This is a genomic window from Paenibacillus sp. RUD330 (assembly GCF_002243345.2).
Lineage (GTDB): Bacteria > Bacillota > Bacilli > Paenibacillales > Paenibacillaceae > Paenibacillus_O.
The window spans coordinates 851,410-865,347 of record NZ_CP022655.2; the positions used below are offsets into that span (position 1 = coordinate 851,410).

The 13,938-nt window shown below is 58.7% G+C and carries 16 protein-coding genes; 10 read left to right on the forward strand and 6 right to left on the reverse strand.

Annotated elements, in window-relative coordinates; genetic code table 11:
- Window positions 1–44: 44 nt before the first annotated feature.
- Complete coding sequence (locus CIC07_RS03860; protein ID WP_076358616.1) at window positions 45–869, reverse strand: ABC transporter permease; 825 nt, start codon at window positions 867–869, stop codon at window positions 45–47.
- Window positions 870–950: 81 nt separating this feature from the next.
- Window positions 951–1,715 carry an ABC transporter ATP-binding protein gene (locus CIC07_RS03865; RefSeq protein WP_076358617.1) on the reverse strand — a complete coding sequence of 255 codons (765 nt, stop codon included), beginning with the start codon at window positions 1,713–1,715 and terminating at the stop codon, window positions 951–953.
- 186 nt (window positions 1,716–1,901) lie between these two features.
- On the opposite strand from CIC07_RS03865, the gene CIC07_RS03870 reads away from it, so the two are divergent.
- From CIC07_RS03870 to CIC07_RS03885, 4 genes are all read left to right on the forward strand, one after another.
- On the forward strand, window positions 1,902–2,483 hold the full coding sequence (locus tag CIC07_RS03870; protein ID WP_234993032.1) for a TetR/AcrR family transcriptional regulator: 582 nt from the start codon (window positions 1,902–1,904) through the stop codon (window positions 2,481–2,483).
- A 225-nt stretch (window positions 2,484–2,708) separates the two neighbouring features.
- The gene (locus CIC07_RS03875; protein WP_076358619.1) at window positions 2,709–3,632 is read left to right on the forward strand and encodes a TauD/TfdA dioxygenase family protein; all 924 of its coding nucleotides are present in this window, start codon (window positions 2,709–2,711) and stop codon (window positions 3,630–3,632) included.
- 70 nt (window positions 3,633–3,702) lie between these two features.
- Window positions 3,703–4,737: an aliphatic sulfonate ABC transporter substrate-binding protein gene (locus CIC07_RS03880; protein ID WP_076358620.1), complete on the forward strand. Its 1,035-nt coding sequence runs from the start codon at window positions 3,703–3,705 to the stop codon at window positions 4,735–4,737.
- A 121-nt stretch (window positions 4,738–4,858) separates the two neighbouring features.
- Window positions 4,859–5,785, forward strand: a complete 927-nt coding sequence (locus tag CIC07_RS03885; protein WP_076358621.1) for a TauD/TfdA dioxygenase family protein — start codon at window positions 4,859–4,861, stop codon at window positions 5,783–5,785.
- Window positions 5,786–5,974: 189 nt separating this feature from the next.
- Here the strand turns inward: CIC07_RS03885 and CIC07_RS03890 are convergent, their stop codons facing one another.
- The gene (locus tag CIC07_RS03890) at window positions 5,975–6,508 is read right to left on the reverse strand and encodes a cysteine hydrolase family protein (protein ID WP_076358849.1); all 534 of its coding nucleotides are present in this window, start codon (window positions 6,506–6,508) and stop codon (window positions 5,975–5,977) included.
- A gap of 149 nt (window positions 6,509–6,657) precedes the next feature.
- On the opposite strand from CIC07_RS03890, the gene CIC07_RS03895 reads away from it, so the two are divergent.
- Both CIC07_RS03895 and CIC07_RS03900 read left to right on the forward strand, forming a co-directional pair.
- Entirely contained in the window at window positions 6,658–6,921 is a 264-nt protein-coding gene (locus tag CIC07_RS03895) for a hypothetical protein (RefSeq protein ID WP_157742015.1), read from the forward strand.
- Between the two features lie 62 nt (window positions 6,922–6,983).
- The gene (locus CIC07_RS03900) at window positions 6,984–7,583 is read left to right on the forward strand and encodes a dienelactone hydrolase family protein (protein WP_076358623.1); all 600 of its coding nucleotides are present in this window, start codon (window positions 6,984–6,986) and stop codon (window positions 7,581–7,583) included.
- 119 nt (window positions 7,584–7,702) lie between these two features.
- On the opposite strand, the gene CIC07_RS03905 is transcribed toward CIC07_RS03900, so the two are convergent.
- Window positions 7,703–8,341, reverse strand: a complete 639-nt coding sequence (locus CIC07_RS03905) for an NAD(P)-dependent oxidoreductase (RefSeq protein ID WP_076358624.1) — start codon at window positions 8,339–8,341, stop codon at window positions 7,703–7,705.
- A 209-nt stretch (window positions 8,342–8,550) separates the two neighbouring features.
- Between CIC07_RS03905 and CIC07_RS03910 the strand changes: the two genes are divergently transcribed.
- From CIC07_RS03910 to CIC07_RS03920, 3 genes are all read left to right on the forward strand, one after another.
- Window positions 8,551–9,621: a formylglycine-generating enzyme family protein gene (locus CIC07_RS03910; RefSeq protein ID WP_234993044.1), complete on the forward strand. Its 1,071-nt coding sequence runs from the start codon at window positions 8,551–8,553 to the stop codon at window positions 9,619–9,621.
- Between the two features lie 330 nt (window positions 9,622–9,951).
- Window positions 9,952–10,452, forward strand: a complete 501-nt coding sequence (locus CIC07_RS03915) for an RNA polymerase sigma factor (RefSeq protein WP_234993033.1) — start codon at window positions 9,952–9,954, stop codon at window positions 10,450–10,452.
- Complete coding sequence (locus CIC07_RS03920; RefSeq protein WP_076358626.1) at window positions 10,449–11,222, forward strand: DUF4367 domain-containing protein; 774 nt, start codon at window positions 10,449–10,451, stop codon at window positions 11,220–11,222. Before CIC07_RS03915 ends, CIC07_RS03920 begins: the two co-directional genes overlap by 4 nt.
- Here the strand turns inward: CIC07_RS03920 and CIC07_RS03925 are convergent.
- Window positions 11,216–11,524, reverse strand: coding sequence for a DUF1871 family protein (locus tag CIC07_RS03925; RefSeq protein ID WP_094248331.1), 309 nt, complete (start codon window positions 11,522–11,524; stop codon window positions 11,216–11,218). The two genes, CIC07_RS03920 and CIC07_RS03925, sit on opposite strands and share 7 nt — an antisense overlap.
- Before the next feature lie 132 nt (window positions 11,525–11,656).
- A complete protein-coding gene (locus CIC07_RS03930) occupies window positions 11,657–12,136 on the reverse strand; it encodes a hypothetical protein (protein ID WP_076358628.1) in 480 nt (159 codons plus the stop codon).
- 244 nt (window positions 12,137–12,380) lie between these two features.
- Between CIC07_RS03930 and CIC07_RS03935 the strand changes: the two genes are divergently transcribed.
- Entirely contained in the window at window positions 12,381–13,916 is a 1,536-nt protein-coding gene (locus tag CIC07_RS03935; protein ID WP_076358629.1) for a sulfatase family protein, read from the forward strand.
- The last annotated feature ends 22 nt before the right edge of the window (window positions 13,917–13,938 follow it).

Below are 13,938 nucleotides of genomic sequence, written 5' to 3' on the forward strand. Positions count from 1 at the left end.
CGGGACGCTTTTTGCTTGGATTGCTGCACGATGCGGGAGGGACCTCAGCCTTTATAGCTGTCCTGCCAGCGGAGCAGCCTCCTCTCGAGAAATTGGACCAGGGAATCCGACAGCTTCCCGACAAGGGCGAAAATCGTGATGCCGACGAACACGACATCCGTCGCCATGAAGGCGCGCGCGTCCTGGATCATATAACCGACTCCGCTGTCGGCGCCGAGCAGCTCCGCGACGACGAGGCAGAGCCAGGCGATGCTGAGCGAGAGCCGGATGCCGAGCAGGATGTTCGGCAGCGCCGCGGGCAGCACGAGCCGGGTCATCTGGCGATAGCGGCTGAACTCCAGCACCCGCGCCACATCGAACAGCTTGGCGTCGACATTGCGGACGCCGAGGAACGTGTTCACGTAGAGCGGAAAGAAAGCCCCTAGCGAAATGAGCAGCACCTTGGACAGCTCCCCAAAGCCGAACCACATGATGAACAGCGGCGTAATCGCCAGCAGCGGCACGGTGCGAAGCATCTGCACGGTCGGATTGACGACCTCCTCGAAGCGGCGGTACATGCCGACGAACAGGCCGAGCAGGAGGCCGGCGCCGCCGCCGAGCAGGAAGCCGAGCGAAGCCCGGATGAGGCTGATCCGCAGATGATGCGGCAGCTCGCCCGATCGGGCCAGCGCGGCATACTGCTTGAGGATAAGCCAGGGCGAGGAGAACAGCTGCTCCGAGATCAGTCCGGCGGAGCTGAGCCATTGCCAGACGGCGACGATCAAGGCTGGAAGAACGGCGCCCCGCAGGAAGACGCCGCGGCGGCTGCGCCGGAGAGCCGCAGGCTTCGCTTCCAGGGCGGGCTCCGGAGCTGTCAGGGATACGGACATGGGGACATCACCTTCCTTTTCGAATGGGCGTTCCGCTGCCATGACGGCTGGATTTCCTTTTGTATAGCCGTCAAAGAGGGCTCAAATGCTGTAGGCTTCCTGCTCCTGCCTATGCTCCAGATGGCCCAGCACGGCCGTCCGCAGCTCCGTGAAGGAGCGGCTGGCGCGCGAGCGCGGATAGGGCAGGTCGATCGGTACGGAAGCCTTGATGCGGCCGGGCTTCGTGTCCATGACGACGACGCGGGTCGAGAGGAACACGGCCTCGTCGATATCATGCGTGACCAGCAGCATCGAGGTTTTGCGGGTCTGCCAAATATCCAGAAGGGCTTCCTGAAGATGAGCTCTCGTGAAGGCGTCCAGCGCGCCGAAGGGCTCGTCGAGCAGCAGCGCCTTCGGCTGCCGCAGCAGAGCCCGCGCGATGGCGACCCGCTGCGACATGCCTCCCGACAGCTGGCGGGGGTAGGCTTTCTCGAAGCCGCCGAGCTTGACGAGAGCGATCAGCTCGTCGGTCCGCCTGCGGACATCGGCATTGCGGAGGGACAGGTCGGCCGCGATGTTCTGCTCCGCCGTCAGCCAGGGGAAGAGGCGATGCTCCTGGAAAATGACTCCCTTCTCCTGGGACGGGCTGCGGACCGCCTCCCCTTCCAGCAGCACTTCGCCCTCGTAATCGGCATCCAACCCGGCGACGATCTTCAGCAGCGTGCTCTTGCCGCAGCCGCTGGGTCCGATCAAGGTCGTGAAGTCTCCTTGCCGGACGGTCAGGTTTACGCGGTCCAGCACATGCGTATCGGCATGGCCGCCCCGGAACGTTTTGCTGACTCCTCTTATCTCCACTACAGGTGGCATGCATGCTTCCTCCCCTTCTGCTTTTTTGAGGCAAGGCGAAAAAAAAGAGACCGGCAGCAATGGATAGGCATGCCGAATCTCCAGTCGCTCCGGTCGATTCCTTCACAGGCTGATCAAGCATTCAACTTGTGGTTGTGGCTCATCTTAGCATCGGGGATTCCGGGCTGTCAATAACCGATTGGGATAGTGGGAATTGAGAAGGGCTCAGCTTCCCGTCTTCTTCTCATGCCTGGAGGGATCGGTTACACTAACATCGCCGCCGGAGCGAAGCTAAGCCAGGGGCATGTCTATAATTACTTCAAGTCCAAGGACGAGATTCTGCTCGCCGTCATCGAACAGGGACAGCTCGGCTATGGCGTTGTCCTGCGGGAAACGATCTCCATGCCAGGCAGCGCGGAGGACAAATTCCGCTGCTTGGCGGAACGATCCTTGCCCAGCGGCGGAAGCCCGGACATGTATCTGGTGCTGCTGCAGGCATTGTTCACGGATCTGCTTCCGGCTGATGACAAAGCGGTCATTCTGGAAAGAGCCAACGGCAGCCTCCAGCTGCTGGTGGAGCTGATCCGCGAAGGACAGGAGGACGGCTCGGTCATGCCTGGCGATCCCATGCAGCTGGCCACTTTGCTCGGCACGCTGATCCAGAACCTGATGCTGCTGGATATGCGGGGATATGCGCCGGCGACCAAGGAGACGATCGGGCTGCTGCTGAGGATGATCCGCCCGGCGGTGCCGGATGCCGCTGCCGAAAGCTGGGAAAATGAGGGTTGACAGCTTTGGCGGCATGCTGATAAGATTTGCTCAATCCACAGGCTGAATGGGGAATCATTCGGTGAACCATTTTCTGGATAGCCTCTCATCTTTCATTGAATCGACTGGACGCCCAGAGATTCAGGCCCGCATCGGCTTGAACTCTTGGGACGTCCCGTTTTTTTTTTGATGCAAATACCAAGAATTCAGGTAGGAATACAAATACTCATTTCAGGAGGTTGGTTCATGAGCCAGACCATTCCGTCTTCCCGCCATTATGTTCCGTCCCGCGAATTCCGTGCGGGAGCAAGAGAGCTTCGCCGGCAGCAGGATGGCTTGGCCGGAGAGCGGCCGTACACGCTGTTCACGCTGAAGCCGCTTGGCCCGATCATCGGAGCCGAGATCGAAGGCGTGAATCTGGCTGCACCGCTGGAGCCTGACGTCAAAGCCGAGCTCCAGCGCGCGTTTTTGGAGTGGAAGGTGCTGTTCTTCCGCGATCAGCCGATTACGGGCGAGCAGCAGCTGGCATTCGCCCGGGAATGGGGGGAGCTGGAGAAGCATCCCTTCCTGCCGAAGGGAAGCGCGGACGAGATTACCCGATTCGAGAAGGACGCCACGATGACCGGCAACGAAAATGTATGGCATACGGATGTGACCTGGCGGCTGGAGCCTGCTCTCGGCTCGGTCCTGCGCCTGTCGGAGGTGCCGCCGCTAGGGGGAGATACGCTCTGGGCGGACATGGGGGCTGCCTATGACAACCTGCCGGAGGAAATCAAGCAGAGGATCGACGGGCTGTCCGCGATCCATGACTTCACCCCTTCCTTCGGCAGGTTCATGACGCCCGAGGTGCTGGCCGCCAAGCAGGAGGAATTCCCCGCCGCCGAGCATCCTGTCGTCCGGACGCATCCGGAGACCGGACGCAAGACCCTGTTCGTCAACGCTGCGTTCACGGTCCGCATCATCGGGCTTGCCGAGGAGGAGAGCGAGCGTCTGCTGGGCTTCCTGTTCCGGCAGGCCCATGTTCCCGAGTATCAGGTCAGGTTCCGCTGGGAGCCGGATTCCATCGCGCTGTGGGACAACCGGGCGACGCAGCACTATGCGGCTTCCGATTACTTCCCTGACCGCAGGGTGGCGGAACGGGTGTCCATCGCGGGCGACCGGCCTTGGTGAGCGAGCAGCGTGCGGAATAAGCGGAGATAGAGAGAGAACGGCTCAAGAACCGGGGAGAGGGGCAGAGAACATGAAGAGAAACCGTACAGCCGGCATCGCGGTCGCCGCGGCGATCGTGCTGGGCCTGGCTCTCGCGGGATGCGGCGGCGGCGATTCGAATACGCAGGCTTCCGCCGGACAAGGGAAAGCGGCAGCGGCTGAAGCCCCCGAGCAGGGCGGCGAGCCGGTCAAGGTCCATATCGCCCTCAACGGAGGACTCAGTCCGCTTATCATCGCCCAGGAGAAGGGATGGCTGGACGAAGCTTTCAAGTCCCATCATGCGGAGGCGGCCTGGAGCAAGTTCACCAGCGGTCCGCCGCTGCTGGAATCGCTGGTCTCCGGGCGGGTGGATCTCAGCTGGCTCGGCGATGGAGCCGCCATATCGGGGGTCGCCAACAAGCTTCCTTTCGAGGTGGTCGGACTGATCAGCGAAGGGAAAAACCTGAACACCATTCTCGTCCCGGCGGGCAGTCCGATCGCCTCCGTCCAGGATCTGAAGGGGAAGACGGTCGGCGCCGCCAAAGGGACGACCTCTCATGTGTATCTCATCAAGGTGCTGCAGGCAGCCGGCTTGACCCAGCAGGATGTCAAGATCATCAATCTTCAGTTTGACGATGGGCAGGCGGCCTTCGAGGCCGGCAAGCTGGACGCCTGGGTGACGATCGATCCTTATGTGACCCTGAACGTGCAGCAGAAAAAAGCGAGCGTGCTGGATGCGAAAGCAGAGATTTACGCCCCGGTGTCCATGATCGCGCATACGGAATTCGCGAAGAAGCATCCCGATCTGGTCGTGGAGTTCCTGAAGCAGTACGACAAGGCGGTCAAATGGCAGAATGACAACCTCGACGAGGCTGCCGGGCTGTATGCCGCACAGACGAAGATTCCGGCCGGCATCATCAAGCAGGTGCTCTCGCGCAGCGCGGCCAAGCTGTCCGCCTATACGCCGGAGTCGCTTCAGGCTCAGGAAGAGTCGGCGGGAATCCTGCTGCAGAACCAGTTCTTGAAGCAGAAGGCGGACTTCAAGTCTGCCGTCAATGACTCTTTCGTCATCGAGGCGCTCAAATAAGGACGGGTATCGATCGCATTGCTTGGAGCTCTACGCCGACAATCGGGGCAAGCATTCTCGGATACCGAATGCAGGAAATGGATCCTATATCGCGGCATTGCCGCCAAGGAGGAAAAAGAACATGAGCGAAGCCGTTCAAAACGAAGAGGTTCAGCTGGAGATAGTGCCGGCGGCAGGAAGGATCGGAGCGGAGGTCAGAGGCATCAGGCTGTCCGGAGGCCTGCAAGGAGATGAGCTGAAAGCCGTCGAGGAAGCCCTGCTCTCCTACAAGGTGCTGTTCTTCCGCGGGCAGAGCCACCTGGACGATGCGGGCCAGGAGGCGTTCGCGAAGCTTCTGGGCGGCTTGTACGCCCACCCGACCGTACCGGTCAAAAACGGCACGAATGCGGTCCTTGAGCTGGATTCCGAGCATGGCGGCCGCGCCAACTCCTGGCATACCGACGTGACCTTCGTGGATGCCTATCCCAAGGCATCCGTCCTGAGGGCGGTTGTCGTGCCTCCTGCCGGAGGAGATACGGTATGGGCCAATACGGCGGCGGCCTACAACGATCTGACGCCGGAGCTGCAGGAGCTGGCCAACAGCCTGCGGGCGATCCACAGCAATGCCTACGATTATGCGGCTGTGCGCCGGGATGTGACGGCCGAGCAGATACGCCGGCATCGCGAGGTGTTCGCCTCGACGGTCTATGAAACCGAGCATCCGGTCGTCCGGGTTCATCCGGAGACTGGCGAGCGCCATCTGCTGCTGGGCCACTTCGTGAAGCGGATCGCAGGGTTCAAAACGGCGGATTCCGACCGGCTCCTTGCCATTCTGCAGGAGCATGTGACGAGGCTGGAAAATACGGTGCGCTGGCGCTGGGCTCCCGGAGACGTCGCCATCTGGGATAACCGCGCCACCCAGCATTACGCCGTCAACGATTACGGCAGCCAGCATCGCGTCGTCAGGCGGGTGACCGTAGCGGGCGACGTTCCGGTCGGCCTTGACGGCCGCCGCAGCCGCGTCCTTCAGCCTGCGCCGCTGGAGGATGAGCGGGAAAAGGTATCCTGAAGCGGAAGGCCGGCGTTGGGGCGAGCCTGAAGGAGCAGCCGGAAGGATGAGCCGGAAGGATAAGTAGGAAGGATAAGTAGGAAGGATAAGCAGGAAGGATAAGCCTGAAAAGACCAGCCGGAGGCGGCTGGTCTTTTTTTGGAGCTGATTCCAGCAGCTGACCATGGCTCTGTCGGGGAATCGGCTCCGCTATGCGGAGCGGAAATCGACCTCGGAGGCTTCGGGATTGCCCGCGAACGAGCGAAACTCATCGTTGTAGCGGCCGATGATCTGGATTGCGCTCTCTCCGCCCTGGTCCCAGGTGCTGTGCCCGTCCTTCACGACGGCCACCTCATAGCCGCGGTCATGGGCTCCCTTGGCCGTGGCCGCAATGCACATGTCGGTCTGGAGGCCGGCGATGACCAGTCGACCGACTCCAAGCCGCGTGAGCACCTCCTGCAGGTCCGTGTTCTGGAAAGCGTCGGGGACATGCTTCTGGATCGTCGGCTCCCCGGCTGTCGGCGCGATCCGAGGGTGGATGCCCCATCCGTGGCTGCCGGCCGCCAAAGGATAGCCTTCGTCTTCATTATGCTGGACATAGATGACGGGCGCATTACCGGCTTTGGCTTTCTCGATGAGGCCTTGAATGCGCTGAAGCAAGCCGGGTCCGTCATGCATCGGTTCAGGCTCCTCGAACATGCCGTTTTGGACATCGATGACCAGCAGGGCTGTATCCATACTCATGATCCCCACCTCTTTCTCCATGTTTTTTTGTCCCCTTCATTTTATAGGAACAAATGTTCTTTTTGCAACTATGAATTTCAGTCATTGGAATTAGTTGGAAGGCATGTTAATCTGGCTCTATCTCAATGGATAGAAAAGCGGGATTCCTTATGGTAAAGAAACTTGTTGCGGCTGCTCTTGTCAACTGCTATTACATGGATATCTTCTTCCTCCATCCTCCGACGGAAATGATGGATTTGGCGAAGCTCAAAGTGGACTCAAGCAAAGCGATGCTCGTTTTCATCGCTCTTCTTTTCATCCGAACGCGACTGAAACAAGTGGCAGCGCCTTCTCTCGAAGGCAGCGCTTTTTTCTTTGCGGGAAGGCCGGGAGCCTGCTGGAACGCTGCTTGCCAAGCAATCAGCTGTCCTTGAATCATGGCGCCGTTTCCTCGGCTCCGTGGTCAAGCGGCGAAAAAGGAAGGGGGAAAGAGCCCGTGGACGGTAAAACCGTTGTCGTCGTCCTTCACGAAATTTACGGAGTAAACCGCCACATCAAGGAGACGGCCGCTGCGCTGGAGGCCCAAGGGTACGACACGCTGATGCCCGATCTTCTGGGCGGACGGACATTTTCATATGCGGAAGCCGAGGAAGCCTACCGCCACTACCATTCCACGGTCGGTGCCGAGGGCGCGCGTGATCGGCTTCTTCCCTTGCTGCGCAGGTTGAGGGAGCGGAGCGGCCGCGTCCTGCTCGTCGGCTTCAGCGTCGGCGCTTCCGCCGCCTGGCTGTGCGCCGCTGTCGAAGGAGCGGCTGACGGAGCGGTCTGCTACTACGGTTCCCGGATCCGCGAGCACGCCGGCTTGGAGCCCCGTTGTCCGGTGCTCCTCTTATGGGCGGAGCAGGAGCCTGGCTTCGACGTCCAGGAGCTCAGCGCGTCGATGGCGGGCATGGAGCAGGTGACCAGCCGCATCTTCAATGCGCAGCATGGGTTCGCGGATTCCGGCTCGCTCCGGTACGACGGCGCCTCGGCATTTGAGGCGGACCGGGAAGCGAGGTCGTTTCTGAAGCAGGCGCCTGTTTTTCCGGAGGATTGAACGGGGAGAGACGGCATGTTTCCGTCGCATAGTCAAAAAAAACAAGCCAGCCGGATGCTTCCGGCTGGCTTGGCTGCTGAGCGGGGCCGACGCCGATCTCCGCTGGCCGTTCCCGTTCCTTACTCCGCTTCGCCGACGAGCGAGAAGCGCTCGCCGCGATGGGCGGGACTCTCGATTTCATCTACGAGCGCGATTGCGTAATCCGCATAGCTGATGTAGCTGTCTCCTTTGGCGTTGACCGTCAGGCGGTCGCCGCCTTTCCGATAGGAGCCCGTGCGTTTGCCCTCCGCATGGAAGAAGGCGGCCGGGCTGATGAACGTCCAGTCCACACCCTCCGACTGCTGCAGATCGGTCAGATTCTTTCCTTGATTGGAGGCAGTCGCGTAATATTCCTGGGGGAACTCCGGCGTATCCATCAGGCGGGTCGCATGGGCTTCATCGACGAACAGGCTGCCTGCGCCGCCGACGACGATCAGCCGGGTATCGCTCCCTTTCAGCAGCTCGATCAGCTTGTTGCCTGCTTCCACGTGGAGATGCTCCTGGCCTGGAGCGGCGCCGAAGGCATTGACGACGACATCGAACGGGCGGAGGTCTTCCGGCTGCAGGTCAAACACTTCCTTTTCCAGCATCTGGAGCGATAGGTTTTTGACTTTGGATGCGTCCCGCACGATTGCGGTCACCTGATGTCCCCTGTTGGCTGCTTCTTGGGCGATGAGGCTGCCTGCCTTGCCGCTGGCTCCGATAATACCGATTCTCATGCTTGTATCCTCCTCGAATAGGTTCGTATTCCATTATTCCCGACGCCGAATCGACCAAACGCGACCGCTTACTTGAGGCGGAATCATAGCTCCGGACGCAGTTGTAACCATTATGATTACAGCAAGCTGCTTTGTCAATTTTTTTGTGGCCGGTAAAGGACAGGTGCCTCGGATTGCAGTATGATGAAGGCAATGAGCTTGGAAAGGGGATAGCAGGGATGGATTCATGCTGCTGCGCAGGAGATAGGGACAGAGTAGAGGCGGCTCGCAGCCTCTCCCGAGTGTCGCCTCTGACCGATGAGCCGTCCGGAGCAGCTCCAATGGACGGACAGGCTTCCGTACCGGACGCTGCGGAAGGCCTTTCAGCCGACGCCTGCCGAAATTTTGCGGAGCCAACTGAAGCCCGCGACGAAGCCGCCGAGGTGCGCCGGCAGCTTGTGCCTCTTCCTGGCGGCAGCTTCCGGATGGGGAACGATGCGAGGGACGGATTTCCTGCCGACGGAGAGGGTCCGGCGCGGAGCGTGGCGCTCGATCCTTTTCGAATCGCGCCTTATGCGGTCACCAATGCCCAGTTCGAAGCCTTTGTCCGCGAGACCGGATATGTCACGGAGGCGGAGGCGTTCGGCTGGTCGTTCGTGTTCCAGCTGCTCGTATCCGAACAGACCGGAAGCCGGGTCAGCCGTGTTCCGGCCGGCGTTCCCTGGTGGCTGGTCGTGGAGGGAGCCAGCTGGCGGGCGCCGGAGGGGCCGGATTCGGCGATCCGGGATCGCGGCGACCATCCTGTCGTGCATGTATCCTGGAATGACGCGCAGGCGTTCTGTTCGTGGTCCGGCACGAGGCTTCCCAGCGAGGCGGAGTGGGAATACGCCGCCCGCGGCGGTCTTGAAGGCAGAACTTATCCATGGGGAGATCTGCTGAAGCCGGATGGAGAACATCGCTGCAACATCTGGCAAGGGAAATTCCCTGTCAAAAACAATGCCAGCGACGGTTATGTCGGAACCGCTCCCGTCCATGCCTACCTTCCCAACGGATACGGCTTGTACAATATGGCCGGAAATGTGTGGGAATGGTGCGGGGATTGGTTCACCCCCGATTACCATCGCCAGACGAAGGAGGCCAATCCCTTCTATGCGGAGGATAGCGGCAAAAAATCCATGCGGGGCGGCTCCTACCTATGCCACCGCTCCTACTGCAACCGGTACCGCGCAGCGGCCCGCAGCTCCAATACGCCGGACAGCTCCATGGGCAATGCCGGCTTCCGGGTGGCGGCGGATTTCTGAGCGGCCTTCGCAAGCCGGGTTTCCGGCCGAGCCATCTGTTTCGTTTTAGAAAGCCTGTCCGAAGGGACAGGTTTTTTTGAGTTGGAGAGGGTCCATTTCAGCCGCCTCGGAAGGTATTCTGTTCATGGACATAGAAGGAAACAAACACGGGAAATGTCGAGTTTTCAATTTATTATTCAATAAATCTGGAATTTTATTCGAATTATTATCTTCATGGTCAGGCTGACTATTCTTACATGGGGGAACGTGGCAGTAATGGAAAGCAAACTCTTTTTCATCGCTACAGCCGATTTTGTTGCTTTGAACCCGGATCTCCAAAGAGAGATATATATGGAATATTATAAACTTGTTTATGCTCCTATCATCTACATGGTCAAGGATCATGCGACGGCGGAGGACATCATCCAGATTTCCTTCCTCAAGGTGATCAAGAAAAGGCCGGCGGCGGAAAACGAAGCCAAGCTGAAGGCGTGGATTCATGTTGTCGTAAAAAATACGGTTTATGATTTTTTCAAAAAATCGAAAAAAAACCGCAACGAAATGGATTCGGATCATGTTTACATTAACGAAAGCCCCGTTTACGCGACGGAAGCAGGCGACATCGAAAGCCAAATCGAGCTCAAGCTTATGATAGAGGCTCTGGAGAAGTATCTCGAGGACATCAAGCCCGAATACAAATCCTTGATCGAGCTTCGCTGGAAGCGGGACCTCAGCTACAAGGAAATCGCCCTCAGGCTGGACACGACGGAAGAAGCGGTGAAATACAAGCTTTTCCGGGTGAGGGAAGCGATGAGGAAGAGATTTTTGAAGGAATGGGGGGCGGAAAAATGAAAAGCGACGAAGAATTCGACCTGATGTTCGATCGGGCGATAGCCGAGGCCTCCGGCAAGCATGAATTCGTGCCCGATCCGGAGATATCCTGGATGAAGGTCAAGAAGCAGCTCGGACGCAGGGCAAAGAGGCGTTCCCGGATGAAGGTGCTTCCTTACATCGCAGCATCGTTTCTGGTTGGGGCGGTCCTGCTTGGCGGCCCCGTCAAATCGCAGGCTTTCCCTTTTTTCCATGCGGTCAAGTCCATCCAGGACGACGTCGTGAAGCTGATCTTCGGATCCGGCGGCGACAATGCGGTCGAACCGAAAACGGCGCCCCCTCCGGAGCATTCAGGGCCGGAGGGCAGCGTCGATGAGTCGGGCGGAACAACCGAGCAGCAAAGCTTCCACAGCCTGGCGGATGCGAAAGCGCATGCGGATATGGAGCTCCCCGCAATGAATTATGTCCCTGACGGATACGAGCTGAAAGAAGCCATCATCCTAAGCAGCAAAAAAGGCAAGTCGGACAGCGCGACAATTACCTATAGCAGCAGCGAGGGCAAAATATTTACGGTCACGGTGCGAAACGTCAGGGCCGGTGAATTGGTTACGACAGGCGGGGGGCTTGACGGCATTCGGGAAATTAAAATCGGCGGCAGCAATGCTTATCTTTTTCATTCTGAAAAAGATGGTATTTCAAGCCTGGAATACATGAAAAGCAACTTGTTCATCTTGATATACGGAGTGCTTTCTCCGGAGGATATTACGAGCATTGCCGAGCAGGCCTACTGAGAGGACAGGGGATTGTAAGGCATGGAGCCGGGACGCCGTCGAGACAGCAAGTCTTGTTGCCTTAATGCTTCAATTATTTTTTGGGCGACGCGCAGAGTGCCCTTGCATTTTTCGTTCTCTCCAAAGTGGTTGCTGAAGATGGCGCTGATGCGGAAGGAAAGCTCTTCGGCGGTGATGTTGTCGTGAATATGGCATACGATGGCTCTTATCTCGTGCTTGTATTCGTCGGGAGGACAGCAATATGATCGCAACAGATTAAAGGGATCCCACTCGTTCACGACGTCTCTAATCAGTTCAAACATACGCAGTCAATCCCCTCTCGTTGTTGGTAGCGTTCTGATCATCAAGAAGATCAGCCTCAAAGCCTCAATTAAGAAAAGCGGAGCCGTTCACTCGAACTCCGCTTATTTTTGTTATGGATGAAAGAAGTCGATTCAGCTGCAGAGAAGGTTAGCCGTATAGGCGGAGGCTTGTTCAGTCACGTTGCCATTTTTGACGAAATGCACGATCTTGCCGCGGAAGTAATAGCCCGTATCTCCGGTGCGGAGGACGGAGTTCTGGAAGACGTTCGTGTCCTTGGAGCTGAGCGTCGTAAGGACCCCCGAATCGATCCATTGGGTTCCCGTCCATTTTTGCAGCTGGAAAGTAGCGCCTAATTCGGGAACCGTCGTTTTGGCTTGAGTCATGGCCGTCAAAGTGATGACGCCTTTTTCGGAATAGATGGATTCGTTGCCGTAGCCGAGATAAGTGTAGCCTTCGTAAAGTCCAAAGGTGGAGAACATCTGGGGAGGCGCTGATGTTTTGGCTCCATCAGCCGAGGCTGCCGACAACGGCGAGCTCAAGGAACCGAATACCAAAGCCGCTGCGAATAAAATGCTCCAGAAGATGCCGATGATCCTTGCATTACGATACATACTAAATCAGCCTCCATTATGTAGTGTCCAACACTAGAATAACAACCGCAAACCGAGTGTGGTTGCAGCCTTAATAAAAAATATTTACGTGTATTAAGATAGTGATCAACGCCTGCAGCCACCCCCTTGAAGTCTATGTTCATTCCGATAAGATTGGACGAAGATAGGTTGAAATTCCATTTAGATAACGCTTACAATAGTTCCCGAGAATCAGAAGAGTCTAGTTGAAGGAAGGGGAATGGCCATGAGAGTTTTGCTGCTCGACCTGGATTCGCTGAGACCCGACCATTTGGGCTGCTACGGCTATCCGAGGAATACATCGCCTAGCATCGACCGGATCGCGGAAGAGGGCATGCGGTTCAACCGGTATTACACTTCGGATGCGCCTTGCTTCCCGTCCCGGACTGCGCTTATGACCGGCCGCTTCGGCATCCACAATGGCGTCGTCGGACATGGGGGGACGGCCGGCGACGTGCGCCATGACGGCGAGGGCAGAGGCATGCGGAGCCGGCTGGACAAGGAAAGCTTCCCTTCCCTGTTCCGGCGGGCCGGCATGAGGACGGCGCTGATCAGTCCTTTCGGCGAGCGGCACAGCGCCTGGACCTTCTATGCGGGCTTCAACGAAATGTACAATACCGGCGGCGGAGGCATGGAATCCGCGGAAGCGGTCACGCCGGTCGTCCTCGACTGGCTGGAGCGAAACGGCTCACAGGACGATTGGATGCTGTATGTGAACTATTGGGATCCCCATACGCCTTACCGGGCTCCAGCGGAGCTGGGCGATCCGTTCGCCGGGGATCCGCTTCCCCATTGGATAACGGACGAAGTGTTCGCCCGCCACAGGGAGAAGGTAGGGCCGCATGGAGCGAGGGAGATCAACATGTTCGACAATGCCGTCGACCCCTCCTACCCGAGACATCCGGGCGAGCTGGAGGACAGGGAGGATCTCCGCCGGATGATCGACGGGTACGACTGCGGAGTACGTCATATGGACATCCATATCGGCCACATCCTGCAGAGCCTGGAGAACAAGGGGCTGCTGGAGGATACAGTCATCATCGTCACCGCCGACCACGGGGAGAATCTTGGCGAGCTCGGCCTGTACGGCGAGCATGGGACGGCGGACCAATTCACCTGCCGGATTCCCATGATCATCCGCTGGCCGGGAGTAATCATGCCCGGCGTCGATGACGGGCTTCACTATCATCTGGATCTGCCGCCGACGATGGCGGAGATGATGGGGCTCGATCCCGCCCCCGGCTGGGACGGCAGAAGCTACGCGGCCACCCTGCTGCACGGAGCCGATACCGGCCGGGAAGAGCTGATCGTATCCCAATGCGCCCATGTATGCCAGCGGAGCGTCCGCTTCGGCGACTGGCTGTACATTCGCACTTACCATGACGGCTTCCATCTGTTCGACAAGGAAATGCTTTTCGACTTGAGCTCCGATCCCTACGAACAGAACAATCTCGCCGCCGAGCGGCCCGATCTGTGCCGGGAGGCCGTGCATCGCCTCAGCGGGTGGCATGACGAGATGATGGCGTCGATGGAGTCGGACACCGACCCGCTGTGGACCGTCATTCGGGAAGGCGGGCCTTATCATGCCAAAGGGCGGCTGAACGAGTATGCCGAGCGGCTGATCGAGACCGGCCGCGAGGAAGGCTTGCGCGAGCTCGTCCGCAGGCATCCGGGGGAACGGGTTGTGCTGGATCAGCTCCTTCGCCCAGCCGCTTCGGCCAAGAGCTGGAAGCTCCTTGATCGGGAAACGCATGGCCTGTGACAGTGGAGGTCCGTATGAGGCC